Origin of the sequence: Rubellimicrobium roseum (assembly GCF_006152145.1) — a bacterium.
Lineage (GTDB): Bacteria > Pseudomonadota > Alphaproteobacteria > Rhodobacterales > Rhodobacteraceae > Rubellimicrobium > Rubellimicrobium roseum.
In genome coordinates this window covers 33,110-49,362 of sequence record NZ_VDFV01000029.1, presented here as the reverse complement: position 1 = coordinate 49,362, position 16,253 = coordinate 33,110, and the positions used below count along the sequence as shown (strand labels likewise).

Here is a 16,253-nt window from a genome sequence, read left to right as displayed (position 1 = left end):
GCCGCATCCACACCGGGGTCCCTCTTGAACGCCGATCCAGGGTCCCGATCCCGTGCCGATTGACACACACCAATCTGCGGGACTCCTCCTTGGGTCTGTTTCCGGCTGAGCGATCGCCCCTGCTGAATCCTGTCTGGCCGCCTCGGGTCAGATGCTGGCGGGTGAGCGCCCCAGTTGGTCGCAGACCTGTTCGAGCTTGAGAAGCCGGTCGAAGCCGTCGGCCGAGGTAGCGTGTTCGATCGCGCCCTTCCATGTTCGAGTTCTCTGCTGACGAGCACATGGGATCGAGCCCTCTTCGGCGCTGCGGCTCGGAGCAAGCCCGAGGCTGTAAGTGAATGCAGGGCGATGTTGAACATTGCCTTGGCTCCGGAGCTGAACACAGTCGCCATCGACGATGAAGGTAGGCACCGCAGGTCCAGCGTGCCTCACGGCACTGCGCTGCCGCTCTGCTACATAGTCACGAGAATCGCCGAGCCAGGGGGTTGGTGCGACCGCCAGCGCAACCTGGACGCCCGCCCGAAGGCTCTTCTAATAACTATGCATCTGATTCATCCTCATCTTTCATCTTGGTGTCAGACTTCTGCTACGAGGCTCGTAGCTGCGGTGTGACACCTCTTGGCCGACCCCGATGAAGTCACACGTGCAGACCCCGGGACCGTCGGTCCAGGATCGTTTGTGACCTTTCTTCGAGTTGGTCCCTCGTTTTCGGAAGGTGGATGCAGAGGTGAATCAGAAGCCGTCCTGCGCGGCCGGAGACCAAAGATGCCTGGCTGTTCGCCCTGCCGCTGGTGCCGGGCCTAGGCACTGAAGCCATGTCCACCTAGGAAATGCACGGCTCAAGAGACTGAACAGGTGAGGTCGGCCATCCCGTGCGGCAATGAACATTTCTGCGTCGCCATCTTACTCCAGTATCAGTTTGAGCCCTGAGAGCAGCAGTAGAAGGGCCAGGATCGTGCGCAGCACCCGATCCGGCAGATAGCGGCTTCCGACGAAGGCTCCGGCAGACCCGCCGGCACCGACGGCGAGGAGCCATAGCGGGAGTGCGGTCGGGAGGGAGCCCCATGAAGCCGACGCGCCTGCGAGAGCGGCAGCCGAGTTCATGAGGTTGTAGACGGCCGTAATCGTGGCCGTCTGCCGGGCCGGAGCCCAGTTCATGGCAAGAATGACGGGGGCGAGGAACACCCCGCCTCCAGTGCCGGTGGTGCCGGACACAAAGCCGATGGCTGCACCGGTCGCAAGGGCAGGCAGGAACGGAGGTGGCCGGGCCGTCTCCGGGGCTCCGGCAATCCGTCGCAGAGCAGACCTGGCCATCAGGAGCGCCGAGAGCACGAGCACGGCTCCCACCACGGTATAGTAGACATCGGTGGGCAAGTGGACCGCGCCGCCCAGCACCGAGAACGGGAAGCCCAGGACCGCGAAGGGGTAGACCGCCCGCCAAGAGAGCCGTCCTGTTCGCTAGAACTGGGCCGTGCCGATGCCGGCCACGAGCAGCTTGAGGGCCAGAGCGGTTGTTTTCATGGCCAGGGGCGCCATGCCGGCAAGCCCCATGACCGCGATGTAGCCCGAAGCGCCCGCCTGCCCGACTGAGGCCTAGACAAGCGCCACGACCAGGAAGGCGAGCGCCAGCCACATCGCCTCCGAGGTGTCGGCCATTCTCGATCGCTCCGCCCTGCTGACGGGCTGACCTAGGGCGTCCCTGTGAGTGAGGGCAACCGCTTGTCGAGCGTTGCCCTCGAGCAGGATGGGACGCGGCGAACCGAACTGGGCCCCTTCAGACTTGGTCGAGGAAGAGCACCAGGATCGCATCCGGCCGGGTGCAGCCCCGGCCGGACTGGCGCGGCTCAGCCCGCGTCGTACTCCCACGACTTGAACGACAGGCCGGTGACCGTGGCCGGAGCCGCCGAGAGCTTCCGGATGTTGGCCCAGGTCTGCTTGTAGTTGGGCAGGACGAGCTCGTTGACGCCGGCATTGATGACGTTGCCCTGCACCCCGGCGGGCGAGGCGAAGAGCATGAACGTCTCCTTCGGCCTGACCGTGTCGGTGGGGTAGACCATGGCCTGTGTCGCCCCATCGGCATTCCAAACCTCTACAAGGTCCCCTTGGGCCACTCCGAGTTCTGCAAGGTCGTCGGGGTGCATCTGGATGAAGGGATAGGGGAAGCGGTCGCGGACGAACTCGTTGTCTTGGTCGAGGAACCAGTTCTGCCAGTTGATGTTCGAACGGCCGTTGTTGATGAGGAAGGCGTGGTTCGCCCGCTGCTCCTCCTTGCCGGGCGCCTGGAGCCCGTTCCATTCTGCCACACAGAAGAGGGCGCGCCCGTCCTCGGTCCCGAACTTCCCGTCGGCGTAGAGGCGCGGGGTGCCAACGATGGTCTCGCCGTCGAGCCCCACCGCCGGCTCCTGGAAGCCGTTGTTGCCCATGGCGCGCAGGCGGTCGTAGGTCACGAACTCGCCGCCCCCCGCATTCTGGCGGTACCCATCGTTGAACACGTCCTCGACCGTCAGCCAGTCGAAGCCCTGGAACTGCGCCGCGTAGTCGGTGCGCCCCATCTCGGTGAGGACTCTCTCCATATTCTGAGCGATCCCGGCCGCGATGAGGCAATCCGGCTGAGCCACGCCGGGGCCGTCCATATAGCGCTCCACGAGCCGCATCCGCCGCTCGCCGTTCATGGAGGTGAGGTCCATCTCGCCCGACTCGACCGCCGGCAGGATGACGTGCGCGCCTTGGCCGATCTTGGTGTGGATGATGTCCACGTTGACCGAGAAGAGCCCGCCCGCGTTCACCGCCGCGACGATGGCGTCCACCAGTTCCTCGCGCGTCTTGCCGGCGGCGGCGTCCATGGCTTCCTTCACCATGTTTGTGCGGTGATTGTAGACGCGCTTGAACTCGGTGGCGTTGAGCGTGGTCTTGTAGTGGTCGCAGGCCCAGACGTGGTGGACCTTGCCGCCGCCCTGGATGATGAGCTGATCCACGTAGGGGGCGGGGCGCCCGACATGGGCATCGGATGGGCGCACGTACCCCTCTTGATGGCCGCCCAGGCGAACGCAACCTCCGCCCTCCCGCCCGATGTTGCCGGTGGCCAGCGCGAGGTTCACCAGCGCGCCGTTGGTGCGGTAGTTGTCGTTGCCCCAGATGATGCCCTTCTCGTAGCCGATCATGGTGCGTCGCCGGAAGCCGCCTTCCTTCGGCATGGCGATCCATTCGGCCGCCTTGATGATGTCGGCGGGGTTGAGGCCAGTAATTTCGGCCGCATCCTCGATCGAGGTGCGGTTCCGGGCGAGCGCCTCGGCGAAGGTAGTGAGGTCGGTGGGCTGACCTTCGGTCCTGGGCTTGCGCGGCAGCATCTCCTGCCCCGAGGCGCCCGCCACCTCACCCATGGCATCATCGGCCGCCAGCTCGCCGCCCAGGGCGGTGTGGTTGTCGATGAAGTCCTGATCCACCCAGCCCTGATCGGCGATGTGGGTCAGGAGCGCATTGAACAGCACCATATCGGTGCCCGAGTTGATCTGGAGGTGGAGGACATTCTCCGGTCCGGCCGTCTCCTCACAGGCGTTGACCGTGACCGTGCGGCGAGGATCGACGATGATGATGCGTCCGGCCTCGTGCGGCTCGTCGGGCATCATCTCGCGCTTCTTCGACAGCGTCGCGCCCTGGAGGTTCGGGATCCAGTGGTTCAGGAAGTAGTTCGTCTGGGTCTCGAGCGGGTTCGCCCCGACGACCATGATCGTGTCGGCGAGCTCGGCGTCCTCGTAGGCGTTGTTGAGCTCGCCCACGCCCATGTCGCGCGTCGCATGGACCTCGGAGTTGTAGGCGGGGCGGTTGTGGATGCGGACGTTCTTCACCTTCATGGCGCCGAAGTAGAGCTTGCCCGTGCCCCAGGTGTTCTCGTAGCCGCCCGCCGAGCCGCCATGGTCGAACATTGAGACGTAGAGATCGTCCTCGCTTCCCTCCGTGACGACTCGCGCGGTGACCTGCGCCACGAGGTCGAGCGCGTCGTCCCAGCTCGTGGGCTGCCAGGAGCCGTAGCGCCAGACCATCGGCTCGGTCAGACGCTGGAGTTGGGTGCCCGTGACTTCGGAGCGGCGGTTCTCGGCCATGCGGGCCCCACGGATGGAGCCCAGGCCGGAATTCACGACGCAATCCACGTCGGGCTTGATGACGAGGTGGACATCGCGGCCGTCCTGTCGGACGACGTTGTACATGGAGGGCGCATACCAGGCATCGGTGTCCTGATACTGCTGCTCGGACAGATCCACGCCGGCCCAGTTCTCGGAGGCCGCTGTTCCGCCCTGCTGGTTGATGGGCCAGGAATAGGCTTTGTAGCCGCATCCGACGATGCAGTAGTGGCAGGTCACGTTGTTGACGCGGGCGTTGGCCGGGATGATCGGCAGCCGGTCGATCTGACGCTTGAAAGCCATTGTTCGGTCCCCCCTCAGGCCTGGAGCACGTTGGAGAGGCGGCCGTAGATCAGCTCGTCGGCACCTTCGGCGAAGATGTCGCCCGTCTCGTCCACACGGAGCTGGAACTGCGGCAGGTTCTGCGTCGCATGACCCCAGACCTGCTGCCCGCCGGCCTCGCAGTCGAAGCGCGAGAAGTGGCCGGGGCAGTTCAGCGTCTTGTCCGCGGTGTTGTAGGACATGAGCCAGCCCTTGTGCGGGCACATGACCGAGAAGGCGACCACGTCGCCGTCAGGGCCGACGCCGCCCTGCACGGGGGTCCCGAGCTTGAGGAGCACGCCAGGGCTGTCCTCGTCCGGGTAGGTGATGTCGAGGGGCTCGTTAACGACGAGATCCGCCAAGTTCGCGAGTCGCGTGGACGGATTCTGGACGCGCGCGAGCGAGGTCTGCGCATGAGCTGGCGCGGCGCCCGTCCCGGCGACGGCCGCCGCTGCGACTCCGGCGCCGGTCATCAGTCCCCCTCTGAGGAAGCTTCGCCGGCCGACATCGACGAGTTTGCCGCACTTCATGGTGGTCTCCTCCCCTCGGTCTTCTTTGAACCGATCGTAGGTGACGCGATGGCCTGCACGAAGTCAGGCCCGAATCTTTCCGCGGCGCAGAAAGCTATTGACCGCATTGAGGAATTCGGCCTGTTCGGTTTTCCGAACGGTTGAGGCGCTTAGATCCCCAGCTTCTGCATCTTTTCCCAGAGCGTGGTCCGAGAGATGCCCAGAAGCCTGGCCGCCTCTCCGGCGTGCCCGTTCGCCTGCTCGAGCGCGAGCAGGATGTGGCGTCGCTCCGCGGCTTCACGGATATCAGCGAGTGGGGCCAGGGTTTCACCTTCGGCCACCCGCTCGGGGAAGAGGTCCGCCGGGAAAAGCCATTCCCCTGTGGCGGCTCCCACCGCGCGCACGAGCCGCGTCCTGAGCTCACGCCCGTTCCCAGGCCAGTCGTGGGCGAGGATCGCTGCTTCAGCCAACGCGGAGAGGCCCCGGAGCGGGACAGCCCGCCGCGCATTCACCGCCTGAAAGATCCGTTGCGCCAGCCACAGCGCGTCGTCGGGGTGCTCGGCCAGCGGAGGCAGCACGATCTCGGCCGAGGCGAGGCGGCTGAAGAGATCGGCCCGGAAGGGGCTCGTCTCGGGAGAGAAGCCAGGACCACAGGACGCGATCAGACGGAACCCGTCCCCCAGACGAACCAGGAGGACAGCCTGTGCCTCCTGGTTCAGCGCCTCGACCTTCATTAAATAAAGCGTGCCTTCGCCAGCACGCTCGATGGCAGTCTCGAGGTCAGACACGTTGACCGTGGTCTGGTCCTCCGCCGACCTCGTAAGCGAGATGAAGGGCGCGTAAGCGCGATCCGAGAGGTCGTGCAGCCGCTGCGCAAGACGGACCTTTCCCGTTCCACCGGCGCCGCGGATCAGCACAGGGCAATCCTGGGCAGCGAATTCGGCGCAGCGGCGAGCCGTCTCCTCGGCCACTCGGGAGACGCCCAGGGGCTCGAAGGGATCGTTCGGTCGCGCCCGCAGGAGATGCGAGAGCCGGTCTAGGAAGGTTCTCATCTCGAAAGGCTTGGTCATGTAGTCTTGCGCCCCGGCCCGCAGCAGACGCACGGCCTGGTCGATGTCGCCCTGTCCGGTGATGAACAAGAAGGGCGGCGGCGCATGGGTGCGGCAGAGCGCGCCATAGATCTCCTCGCCCGAGCCGTCGGGGAGACGGATGTCGCAGATCACCGCGTCGATCGGCGCGCGGGGCGTGCGGATTGCGGGGAGCGCCCGAACGGCCTGCTTGAGCCAGACGACCTCGGCCCCCTCAAGCCTGAGTCGCTGCTCGATGGCGGAGCCCATGAACTCGTCGTCCTCAACGAGAGCGAAGCGGCGGCCCCTCAGCATGCGGCGACCTCGGGAATGGGGAATCGGACTCGGATCTCCGTGCGGCCCGCGGCCCTCGCGTGATCGATACGAGCGCCCAGAGCGGCGGCCAGGTCCCGCACCGTCCGAAGCCCGAGCCCTCCGCCCGGGCCTCCCGGGTCGGAGGTCAGGAGCCGCCGGAGCGCCGAATCGGGAAGCCCGGGCCCGCTGTCGCGGACCACGACGCGAAGCTCTCCCGGGCCTTCCTCGACATCGAGTCCCACCGTTCCGCCGGAGCCGGCCGCCCGGGAGCCGTTCAGGAGCAGGTTCAGCGCGATCTGCCGGACCGGCGCCGCCGGCAGTCGCGCGAGGGTGTCGCCGCGGGCCTCCACCCGCCATTCGAGCGCCTGCTCCAGCCGCCGGGCCTCGGGCGAGAAGAGGAGCCGGAGATCCTCGAGGTCGTCGGCCCCGAGCGGTGCCCCCTCCGGGTCGAGCCGGTGCTGCTCCAGTGTCGCCTTGGCGACATCGCGCAGGTGCCGGAGGCCCCGCTCGATCAGGGCGGCACCGTCTTGGACCACCTCCGGGCGGTCGGCAAAGGCCTGAAGCGTGTCGGCCGTAGCGAGGAGTCCCCCGAGCGGGTTGTTGATCTCATGCGCGAGCGAGGAGGACAGGCGCCCGAGGCTCGCGTAACGCTCCCGCTCCGCGAATCTGCGTTCGGCTTCGGACCTCGCTTCGACAGCGCCTGCCATGTCATTGTAGGTGCGGAAGAGGCGCGCGACCTCGGGGTCGTGACGCGGATCGAGCGGGATCGCAGTCGGCCGCCCTTCGGTCATGTCCATGTGCCGAGCCAGCACCCGCAACGGTCTCATCATGCGCCGCACGGTCCAGTATCCTCCGAGGGCGAAGAGCGCCGTGAGGACGGCGTTCCCGGCCAGGAGCATCCGGACAAGGCGGGACCGCTCGGCCGCAAGGTCCGTCACGTCGAGTTCGGTCAAGACCTGGCCAACCACGCGCCCCTGGTATTCCAGGGAGCTTAGGACGCGAATCTCCGCCAAGCCCGCCGCGAGACCGACCTCCTCAAGGGCTTGCGCGCCCTCAGCCAGCGGCCCGATGGGACGGCCCACCGGGGCGCGCCGCGGATCGCTGGCGGCGAGCACGCGCCCCTGGCCATCGGCCACCACCGTCAGCACGAGGCGCCGGCCGTCCGCCGCCAGAGAGGCCCTGTCTAGCGTGTCGTAGACCTCCCAGACATCCTCCCGCAGGACCGCCGGGCCCAGCGCCACCGCGAGGCCTTCGACCTGGAGCCGGGCGATCTCCCTCAGCCGCTCCTCCTGAACCCGCCCCAGAACCGCGAGCACCTGCTGCGAGGCGACGACCCCCACGAGGATCATCAGGCCGGCGACGAGGGCCGGCACGCGGACGGACAGAGGAAGATTGCGCAGCAGCCTCGTCATGGCGACGCGTTCAGGGCCTGCATCCTCGACAGGATGCCGTTATACAGCGAGGGCTGGGCGGGACCGATCGAGTCCAGCCGGAGCAGGGCCAACGCCGCCCGTCCGGCTTCGGTCGTCTCCATCCCAAGGAGCGCGTCCCGGAACGCCCGGATCCCCGGTTCATCCATCCTGTCGGCCCGGACCACGAAGGGCGGGAAGCCCAGCCATTCCGACCGGGCCAGGACGCGAGTGCGGGCGGTCAGGTCCGGCTCGATCTCCGCGAGCGCCTCCCACACATAGCCGTCCACGCTGCCGGACCGGACAAGGCCTCCGGCCACCGCGCGCACGACGTTACGATGCCCCCAGCAGAAGATGGTTCGGGCGAAGAACTCCTCGGGACGGCGTCCTATCGCCCTGAGGTCGGCCGCCGTGACCAGCCAGCCAGAGTTGCTGTCCGGGTCCGAGAAGGCGTGAATGCCGTTCTCGAGGTCGGCCAGGCCCGCTGCCGCGTCGTCCGGAGCGACGATCAGGTAGGACTGGTAGAGCGGCTGGCCCTGCCAAACCGGCGCGCCCAGAAGGGCCAGCCGGTCGCGATGCTGCATGTAGGGATAGCCGCAGAGCCATGCGGCATCGACCGATCCCTCAAGGAGCAGACCTGTTACCTCTTGGTAGGTCCGGCGCTGTGCGACCTCGATGGCACCGCCGGCGGCAGATCACAGGGCCAAGCGTAGCCCGTCGATCACGGCAACGTCGTTGTCGAGGAAGACGGGAGTCAGACCGAGACGGAGGGGTGCCGCGGCACGGGCCGTCCCCGCCGCGGCAAGGGCGGCAGTCCCCCAAGCCAGCATCTGTCGCCGCGTGGGCGCCATGATGTCCTCCCCTGGCGGCCAGGAAACCTCATCCCGGGCTGGCCTGCAACCGGCGAGATTGACCTAGCGGGAATCGCTCTCCTTCTTACCCCTTGCGCCGGATGATCCCTTCAAGGTGAGTAGCTTCGGCCACCGTGTTCGAGATCGTCCCATACTTCCGCACATTGGTATGGAGGAGCTCGAGCCGGCGATCGTCCTCGTCGGTGTCCACGACCAGCTCATAGGTGACGGAGATCATCTTCGGCGGGCTGTCCTGCCGAATCCCGTGCAGGGTGACCTCCACGCCCCGAAATTGGAAGTGCAGCATGGGCGTCACCCGTTCCACACCCTTGATCATGCAGGCGGCGATGGACGCGAGGAAGAGCTCGGCCGGGTTGAACGCGTCCACCCGGCCAGCCACGTCGGTGTCGAGGACGACCTCGGCCTGCTTCGTGGTGGCCACCGAACCGTGGGCGTCGATCCGGCGCGCGGCAACCCGGTACTCAAGCATGCTGATCTCCCCCTATGGGTCCGATCATTCTTCCTCTCGTCGGAGCAAGCGACAAGCCCGGTCCAAGACCTTTGGACCTGGAAACCGTTCAAGTTCGCTGGGCCAGGGACCGTGCCGGCGATCTCCCCTTTGTCACCCGCAGCAGGGGGCGGCGCTGGATGGCCGGCAACAGCCCGCGGCTGGCTGGACCACCTGCTGCTCCTTGAGCCAGCGGTCCCGCGGCTTGCAGCTCGCCGGGCGAGCCGACAGGGCCACATGAACCCGGTCGCCTTCGATGACCGGGGATCCGGCCCGAAAAAGCGCCATCGGTGCGACGCCGTCGCTGACCTCGAACGTCAGCTTCGCCGAGCCATTGAGGCCAACATGCTCGGACACCTTGCGGATGATCTTGGCGAACTTACCGGCCGCCATATGCTTGCGCTCCCCTTCCTCCACGTCCCAGAGCTGCACGAAGATCTCTGTCCAACTCTCCGGGTTGGCGCCGCAGTCGAGGGCTGCGAACTGCCCCGCCTTGACCTCGGTGACGTGGTAGCCGTGCTTCACGGCACGGCCGTCGTAGACGAAAACAAGGGGCCGGTCGCCATGGCCGTCGAGGAACCCCAGCAGCTCCCCAAGGGTGACGTCGACCGGGTCCGTGAAGCGGACGGGCGCCGTGTCAATGGACTTGATCTGATCGAGCATCTCGACTACTCCTCTATGCAATGTTTCTAGAGATATCGAAATATGGAAGAACGTCAAGCCTTATCCATCTTCGCGGCCTTGTCGCAGGAGACACGGCTCCGCATCGTGCGTCTGCTCGTCGTCGCGGGCGAACCCGGCCTTCCCGCAGGGGCCATCGCCGAGGAGATGGGCACCGCAGCCTCGACCATGAGCTTCCACCTCAAGGAACTCGAGCAAGCGGGGTTAGTGCGCTCGCGACGCGAGAGCCGCTCCATCATCTACACGGCCGAGTATGGCGCCCTTTCGGGGCTTATCCGCTTCTTGATGGAGGACTGCTGCGCAGGCCGCCGCGAGGTCTGCGAGCCCGCGCTGGCCGTGGCCACAGGCTGTTGCGCGCCAGATGCCCCGAGGGCCTGCTCGTGACCGACGCTGCCGTCCTGCTGTCTGGCGAGCCGCTCCACCCGGCGGATTCCGACTATGGCGTCTTCGTGGGGGCCTTGGCGGCCGAGGGCCTTCCGACGGACGACCTGACCGAACCGGGGCGCATCTTTGTCCGCGTCCGGCTGGACGACAGGCCGATCGGCTACGGCGGCTACGAGGTCTTTGGCGAGGACGCGCTCCTGCGCTCCCTCGTGGTCCTGCCGGGACTGCGCGGCCGGGGGCTCGGCCGGCAGGTCACCGAGGCCGTGCTCCGCGAAGCGGCAGGGGCTGGAGCCCGACGCGCTTGGCTGTTGACCACCACGGCCGCGCCGTTCTTCGAGCGGCTCGGCTTCGTCGGCATCGCCCGCGCGGACGCCCCGGAGAGTATCCGCTCCACCCGGCAGGCCGCGAGCCTCTGTCCGTCCTCGGCCGCTCTCATGACGCGGTCCCTTGCCCCCAAGGCGTGACGATCACGCAGGAGACCCCGATGACCGACACCACCGCTGCTCCTGGGGGCCTTGGCACCTTCGAGCGCTGGCTCTCGCTCTGGGTGGCGGCCGCCATCCTGGCCGGGCTCATCCTCGGCAACCTCGCGCCCGGTCTCTTCGCCGCCTTGGCTGCCCTCGAGGTCGCCTCGGTCAACCTGCCCGTGGCCGTGCTCATCTGGGCCATGGTCTACCCGATGATGGTGGGCGTGGACTTCGGCGCGATCCGCCGGGTGGGCGAGGAGCCCCGGGGGCTGATCGTGACGCTGATTGTGAACTGGCTCGTGAAGCCGTTCACCATGGCCGCATTGGGCGTGCTCTTCTTCCAGCACGTCTTCGCGGGCCTGATCCCGCCCGAGGACGCGCAGGCCTACCTTGCCGGTGTGATCCTCCTGGGCGCGGCGCCCTGCACGGCCATGGTCTTCGTCTGGTCCAATCTCACGCGGGGCGATCCGACGTATACGCTCGTGCAGGTCAGCGTGAACGACGTCATCATGGTCTTCGCCTTCGCGCCCATCGTGGCTCTGCTCCTGGGCGTCACCGACATCGCGGTGCCCGGGGCCACGTTGCTTCTGTCGGTGCTCCTTTACATCGTCGTGCCGCTCGCGGCTGGGATCCTCACCCGGCGCAGGCTCGAGGCCGAGGGCGGCCTGGCCGCCGTGGAGGCGTTCCGCGACCGCATCAAGCCTGTGACCATGGCGGCGCTCCTCGCCACGGTCGTGCTCCTCTTCGGCTTCCAGGGCGAGACCATCCTCGCGAACCCGCTGGTGATCGTGCTGATCGCGATCCCGCTCCTGATCCAGAGCTACGGGATCTTCTTTGTGGCCTACGGCGCGGCGCGGGCGCTGCGGGTGCCCTTCGACATCGCCGCACCCTGCGCGATGATTGGCACGTCGAACTTCTTCGAGCTCGCTGTGGCCGTGGCGATCAGCCTCTTCGGCCTGGGCTCGGGCGCGGCGCTCGCCACTGTCGTGGGCGTGCTCGTGGAAGTACCCGTCATGCTCTCGCTCGTGGCCTTTGCCAACCGCACCAGGCAGTGGTTCCCCGAGAGCACGCGCTGACGATGGTCCCCCGCCCTTGCCTGGACCAGAGCCACGCGAAGGACGCAGCCCGCCAAAGCGGGAGCCAACCTTGCTGACCTTGGCCCGGCCCGCGGCGCCCGCGCACGTGGTCTGGGCGCTCGGGGTGGCGCAGACCGTCGGCTGGGCGTCCAGCTACTATCTCCCGGCGGTGCTGGCCGAGCCCATGGCCGCCGACCTCGGCCTGTCCCCGGTCTGGGTATTCGGAGCCTTCTCCTTCGCCATGGTCGTCTCGTCCTTGGTCGGCCCCTGGGCCGGAGCGCGCATCGACCGCCTCGGGGGGCGCGGCGTGCTCGCCCTGTCGAACCTGGTCTTCGCGGCCGGTCTCGCAGGGTTGGCCACGTCGCAGGGGCCCGTGACCCTGTTCCTTGCATGGGCAGTCGTGGGGATTGGAATGGGCATCGGGCTCTACGAGGCGGCCTTCGCCACCCTGGCCAGGATCTACGGGCCGGCAGCCCGCTCCCCGATCACCGGGATCACCCTGATCGCAGGCTTCGCGAGCACCGTGGGCTGGCCGCTCTCCGGGCTCATGCTGGCCGAATGGGGCTGGCGCGAGGCTTGCCTGGGCTGGGCTGCGCTGCACCTCGCGCTCGCGCTGCCTTTGAACCTGTCCTTGCCCAAGGGCACGCAGCTCGGGCGATCCGCCAACCCTGGAGCCATGGCCGACGAAGGGACGACCTCCCCGCCGCGGCTCGCCCTGGCTCTCCTGGCCTTCGTATTCGCGGCGACCTGGTTCACCTCGACGGCCATGGCAGCCCATCTGCCCCGCCTACTCGAGGAGGCGGGCGCCACCCCGGCGATGGCGCTTGCCGCGGGCGCTCTCATCGGCCCCGCCCAGGTCGGCGCGCGGCTGCTGGAGTTCGGGCTGTTGCGCCGTTTCCATCCGTTGCTCTCCGCCCGGATCGCCGCCGCCTGCCATCCCGTCGCGGCGCTGATCCTGATCCTGGTCGGGGGCCCAGCGGCTGCCGCTTTCGCGCTGATCCATGGGGCCGGCAACGGCATCCTGACCATCGCCAAGGGCACGTTGCCGCTCGCGCTGTTTGGACCCGAGGGCTACGGCAAACGCCTGGGCTGGCTCAACGCCCCAGCCCGGGCGCTTCAGGCCGGAGCGCCCCTGATCTTCGGCGCCGCGCTCACCGCCTGGGGTCCGGAAGCGGTCTGGATCACGGCCGGGATCGGGGCAGCCTCGCTCGCCGCCCTCTTGCTCCTCAGGCGCTCCGGACCCTGAGGGCCGCCAGCCAGCTCAGGCCCGCCATCGCCCCGGCGGTGGCGAGGCACAGCACGAGGCCGCCCGCCTGATAGCTCAGCCCCGACAGGAGCGTGCCCACGAGCCGCCCGGCGGCGTTCGCCATGTAGTAGAAGCCCACGTCGCGGGTGATGCGGTGGGCCTCGCCGAACGCGAGGATGAGGTAGGAGTGGACCGAGGAGTTCACCGCGAAGACGACGCCGAACAAGAGGAGCCCCCCGATCAGGGCGGCCGTGAGCCCCGCCGAGGGCTCGCCCGCCAGCCACACGAGGGCCGCGAGCGCGAAGGGAATGGGCACGAGGAGCCCCGCCCAACAGATCGCCCGGTCCACGACCTCGCGCCCGGGCAGCCCGCGGGCGCGCAGGATGCGCGGGGCCATCGCCTGCACGGCGCCGTAGCCGATGATCCAGAGGGCGAGGAATCCGCCGATGATGAAGAAGGCCCAGCGGCGCCCCTCGGGCGTCCCGTCCGACAGCACCGCCTGGAAGTAGACCGGCACGCCGACGACGAACCACACGTCGCGCGCCCCGAACAGGAACATCCGTGCGAGCGACAGGCGGTTCACTCGTGGATCGGGCGAGCGCCAGCCCGCGAACCTCGCCCCCTTGTCCTTCGCGGGCAGGCCTTCGGGCAGGAAGAGGACGACCGCGATGAGGATCGCGAGGAGCACTCCGGCCATGCCCCAGACCGCCGCCTCGAAGCCCGCGAGCGCCAGGAGCGCGGCTCCCAGGAAGAAGCCCAGGCCCTTCACCGCGTTCTTGGAGCCCGTGAGCCCCGCCACCCAGCGGAAGAGCGTGCCCTCGCCGTCCGGGGCCAGGAGCTTCACGGCCGACTTCGAGGACATCTTGGCGAGGTCCTTGGCCACACCCGAGACGCCCTGCACGGACATGACGAAGGCGACCGAGGCCGCCACGCCCCAGCCCGGATCGAGGGCCGAGAGCGCCGCCAGTGCCCCGATCTGGAGCCCCAGCCCGGCATAGAGCGTGGAGGCCAGCCCGAACCGCGCGGCGAGCCAACCGGCGTAGAGGTTGGTGACGATCCCGGCCACCTCATAGAGCAGGAACAGCCAGGCCAGCTGGATAGGGGTGAAGCCGAGGCTGTTGAAGTGCAGCAGCACCAGCATCCGCAGCGCGCCGTCGGTGAGCATAAAGGCCCAGTAGGCCGCTGTGACCGCCCCATAGGCGCGCAGTGGGTTTGGAGCCGCCGGCACGTCGGTCACAGCGAGCCCGCCACCATGCGGACGATGTCCGCGAGCCGGCAGGCGTAGCCCCATTCGTTGTCGTACCAGGCGTAGACCTTCACCTGCGTGCCGTTCACGACCATGGTGCTCAGCGCGTCGATGATCGCCGAGCGGGGATCGTTGGTGAAGTCCGACGACACCAGCGCCCGCGTCTCGTAGCCCAGGATGCCCCGAAGAGGCCCCCTGGCGGCGGCCTGGAAGAGGGCGTTCACCTCCTCGACGCTCGTCGGCCGCTCCACCTCAAACACGCAGTCCGTCAGGGAGCCGTTCAGGAGCGGCACGCGCACCGCATGGCCGTTCAGGCGCCCTTTCAGCTCCGGGTAGATCAGCGTGATCGCGGTCGCGGACCCGGTCGTGGTCGGGATCAGGTTGAGGAGCGCCGAGCGCGCCCGGCGCATGTCCTTGGCAGGCCGGTCCACGATGGTCTGGGTGTTGGTCACATCGTGGATCGTGGTGATGGAGCCATGGCGGATGCCCAGACCTTCGAGGATCACCTTCACCACCGGGGCGAGGCAGTTCGTCGTGCAACTCGCCGCCGTGACGAGGTGGTCGGTCGCCGGGTCATAGAGGTGATGGTTGATTCCGTAGACGAGGTTCAGGGCCCCACCGTCCTTGACCGGGGCCGAGACGACCACCTTGCGCGCGCCCGCCCCGAAGTAGGGCTGCACCTTGGCACCCGTCTTGAACACGCCCGTGCAGTCGATGACGAGGTCCACGCCCAACTCCGCCAACGGCAGCTCGTCGATGGCTTTCTCGTGGGTCAGGCGGATGCGGCGGCCGTTCACGACGAGCGCACCGGGTTCATGACCGATTTCGGCCTTCCAGCGCCCGTGAACGCTGTCGAACTCCAGCAGAAGCGCATGCTGCTCGGCGTCGCCTGTGGAATCGTTGAGGAGCACGATCTCGCCGCCCGCCCCGCTGTCGATGAGGTCGCGCAGGACCAGCTTGCCGATGCGGCCGAGGCCGTTGAGCGCGATGCGAGGCATGTGGCGCCTTACTCCTGATGGGCGATGTCGCCGAGGGTGCCGATACGGTCCACCCGCGCCTGAAGCGCCAGCCGGTCGAGCGCCGAGAAGGGCAGCGCGACAAAGGCCTCGACGCGACGGCGCAGCGCCCCATAGGTCTGCGCGAACACGAGACCCTTCTCGGCGTCCGTCCCTTGCGCCTTTACCGGGTCGGGCAGGCCCCAGTGGCCGGTGATGGGCTGGCCGGGCCAGGGTGGGCACTCCTCGGCGGCGGCCGTGTCGCAGACTGTGAAGACGAAATCCATCACCGGCGCTCCGGGATGCTGGAACTCCGAGATGTGCTTCGAGCGCAGGTCGCCGACGTCGTGGCCGTTGCGCATCAGGACCTCGAGGGCGAACGGGTTGAGCTGCGTGTTGGGCCGGGTCCCGGCCGAGAAAGCCTGGAACTTTCCCTTCCCAAGATCGCGTAGGAGCGCCTCGGCGAAGATCGAACGGGCCGAGTTGCCCGAGCAGATAAAGAGCACGTTGTAGCCGGTGGCTGCCATGGCGGGTTGATCCTTGAGGGCAGGCAACAAAGGAACGAGCAGGTCCGGCCGCGCCCGCCCGACATCAAGGGCGAGGTAGCCGATCAGGCTCTCGGTCGTATCGAGGTCGACCGAGTAGAACAGCGATCGCCCCTGCCGCTCGACCCGGATCAAACCGGCGCCCTGGAGATCGCTGAGGTGATGCGAAAGGGTATTGGCCTTGAATCCTGTCGCCTGAGCAATCTCGGTCGGCCGCACGCCCTGAGGGGCGAAGCGCATGAGCAGCCGGAACACGGCAAGGCGCCCAGGGTGACCGAGGCAGGTGAAGGCAAGAGCGGCAAGACAGATTTCCATGATTCCCGAATACAAGAATAATGTGACACGTCCATGACGAGTCTCACAGGCCGTGGTGCCGAGCGCCCTGAAGCTCACCGCACGATAGATCTGTAGATCGAGTGTCGATGGAGAGGGTTTAGAGAGCGGTCTCTGTTTCAGTCAGCTGTGCGCCATTCATGCGCATTGTGGCTGGCTCGCTCCTCGAGCTCGCCCAAGTCGAA

The 16,253-nt window shown here is 67.7% G+C and carries 16 protein-coding genes and 1 pseudogene; 5 read left to right on the top strand and 12 right to left on the bottom strand.

Features of this window, described 5'->3' with window-relative positions:
* Positions 1 to 900 precede the first annotated feature (900 nt).
* The 3 genes and pseudogenes from FHG71_RS15925 to FHG71_RS15915 all read right to left on the bottom strand — a co-directional run.
* A pseudogene (locus FHG71_RS15925) lies at positions 901 to 1,440 on the bottom strand (TSUP family transporter); the annotation flags it as partial.
* Positions 1,441 to 1,841: 401 nt separating this feature from the next.
* Positions 1,842 to 4,418 carry an arsenate reductase (azurin) large subunit gene (locus FHG71_RS15920; protein WP_139082689.1) on the bottom strand — a complete coding sequence of 859 codons (2,577 nt, stop codon included), beginning with the start codon at positions 4,416 to 4,418 and terminating at the stop codon, positions 1,842 to 1,844.
* A 14-nt stretch (positions 4,419 to 4,432) separates the two neighbouring features.
* Positions 4,433 to 4,909, bottom strand: coding sequence for an arsenate reductase (azurin) small subunit (locus tag FHG71_RS15915; RefSeq protein ID WP_281281974.1), 477 nt, complete (start codon positions 4,907 to 4,909; stop codon positions 4,433 to 4,435).
* On the opposite strand from FHG71_RS15915, the gene FHG71_RS23620 reads away from it, so the two are divergent.
* Positions 4,850 to 5,110 carry a hypothetical protein gene (locus FHG71_RS23620; RefSeq protein ID WP_176559447.1) on the top strand — a complete coding sequence of 87 codons (261 nt, stop codon included), beginning with the start codon at positions 4,850 to 4,852 and terminating at the stop codon, positions 5,108 to 5,110. The two genes, FHG71_RS15915 and FHG71_RS23620, sit on opposite strands and share 60 nt — an antisense overlap.
* A gap of 5 nt (positions 5,111 to 5,115) precedes the next feature.
* Here FHG71_RS23620 and FHG71_RS15910 read toward each other — a convergent pair whose 3' ends face one another.
* The 6 genes from FHG71_RS15910 to FHG71_RS15890 form a co-directional block, all read right to left on the bottom strand.
* On the bottom strand, positions 5,116 to 6,327 hold the full coding sequence (locus FHG71_RS15910) for a sigma-54-dependent transcriptional regulator (protein ID WP_139082687.1): 1,212 nt from the start codon (positions 6,325 to 6,327) through the stop codon (positions 5,116 to 5,118).
* Positions 6,321 to 7,739 (bottom strand): ATP-binding protein, encoded by a 1,419-nt coding sequence (locus tag FHG71_RS15905; RefSeq protein ID WP_139082686.1) that lies wholly within the window; start codon positions 7,737 to 7,739, stop codon positions 6,321 to 6,323. The genes FHG71_RS15910 and FHG71_RS15905 overlap by 7 nt, the downstream gene beginning before the upstream one ends.
* Entirely contained in the window at positions 7,736 to 8,413 is a 678-nt protein-coding gene (locus FHG71_RS15900; protein WP_218014119.1) for a PhnD/SsuA/transferrin family substrate-binding protein, read from the bottom strand. Before FHG71_RS15900 ends, FHG71_RS15905 begins: the two co-directional genes overlap by 4 nt.
* A gap of 18 nt (positions 8,414 to 8,431) precedes the next feature.
* Positions 8,432 to 8,587 carry a hypothetical protein gene (locus tag FHG71_RS24000; RefSeq protein WP_218014116.1) on the bottom strand — a complete coding sequence of 52 codons (156 nt, stop codon included), beginning with the start codon at positions 8,585 to 8,587 and terminating at the stop codon, positions 8,432 to 8,434.
* Between the two features lie 85 nt (positions 8,588 to 8,672).
* Complete coding sequence (locus tag FHG71_RS15895) at positions 8,673 to 9,077, bottom strand: OsmC family protein (protein WP_139082685.1); 405 nt, start codon at positions 9,075 to 9,077, stop codon at positions 8,673 to 8,675.
* Positions 9,078 to 9,209: 132 nt separating this feature from the next.
* Positions 9,210 to 9,758, bottom strand: a complete 549-nt coding sequence (locus FHG71_RS15890; RefSeq protein ID WP_139082684.1) for a DUF6428 family protein — start codon at positions 9,756 to 9,758, stop codon at positions 9,210 to 9,212.
* A 42-nt stretch (positions 9,759 to 9,800) separates the two neighbouring features.
* On the opposite strand from FHG71_RS15890, the gene FHG71_RS15885 reads away from it, so the two are divergent.
* The 4 genes from FHG71_RS15885 (at position 9,801) to FHG71_RS15870 (ending at position 12,949) form a co-directional block, all read left to right on the top strand.
* Positions 9,801 to 10,160: an ArsR/SmtB family transcription factor gene (locus tag FHG71_RS15885; protein ID WP_139082683.1), complete on the top strand. Its 360-nt coding sequence runs from the start codon at positions 9,801 to 9,803 to the stop codon at positions 10,158 to 10,160.
* Complete coding sequence (arsN2, locus tag FHG71_RS15880) at positions 10,157 to 10,624, top strand: arsenic resistance N-acetyltransferase ArsN2 (protein ID WP_246045476.1); 468 nt, start codon at positions 10,157 to 10,159, stop codon at positions 10,622 to 10,624. Before FHG71_RS15885 ends, arsN2 begins: the two co-directional genes overlap by 4 nt.
* 20 nt (positions 10,625 to 10,644) lie before the next feature.
* A complete protein-coding gene (gene arsB / locus FHG71_RS15875) occupies positions 10,645 to 11,703 on the top strand; it encodes an ACR3 family arsenite efflux transporter (protein ID WP_139082682.1) in 1,059 nt (352 codons plus the stop codon).
* Positions 11,704 to 11,773: 70 nt separating this feature from the next.
* Positions 11,774 to 12,949, top strand: a complete 1,176-nt coding sequence (locus tag FHG71_RS15870) for an MFS transporter (protein ID WP_139082681.1) — start codon at positions 11,774 to 11,776, stop codon at positions 12,947 to 12,949.
* Here FHG71_RS15870 and arsJ read toward each other — a convergent pair.
* The 3 genes from arsJ to FHG71_RS15855 all read right to left on the bottom strand — a co-directional run bounded on the left by arsJ (position 12,930) and on the right by FHG71_RS15855 (position 16,050).
* Positions 12,930 to 14,114, bottom strand: a complete 1,185-nt coding sequence (gene arsJ / locus FHG71_RS15865; RefSeq protein WP_246045481.1) for an organoarsenical effux MFS transporter ArsJ — start codon at positions 14,112 to 14,114, stop codon at positions 12,930 to 12,932. The two genes, FHG71_RS15870 and arsJ, sit on opposite strands and share 20 nt — an antisense overlap.
* Positions 14,115 to 14,182: 68 nt before the next feature.
* Positions 14,183 to 15,193 (bottom strand): ArsJ-associated glyceraldehyde-3-phosphate dehydrogenase, encoded by a 1,011-nt coding sequence (locus FHG71_RS15860; RefSeq protein ID WP_139082679.1) that lies wholly within the window; start codon positions 15,191 to 15,193, stop codon positions 14,183 to 14,185.
* Positions 15,194 to 15,201: 8 nt separating this feature from the next.
* Positions 15,202 to 16,050, bottom strand: coding sequence for a metalloregulator ArsR/SmtB family transcription factor (locus FHG71_RS15855; protein WP_139082678.1), 849 nt, complete (start codon positions 16,048 to 16,050; stop codon positions 15,202 to 15,204).
* Positions 16,051 to 16,253: the final 203 nt, after the last annotated feature.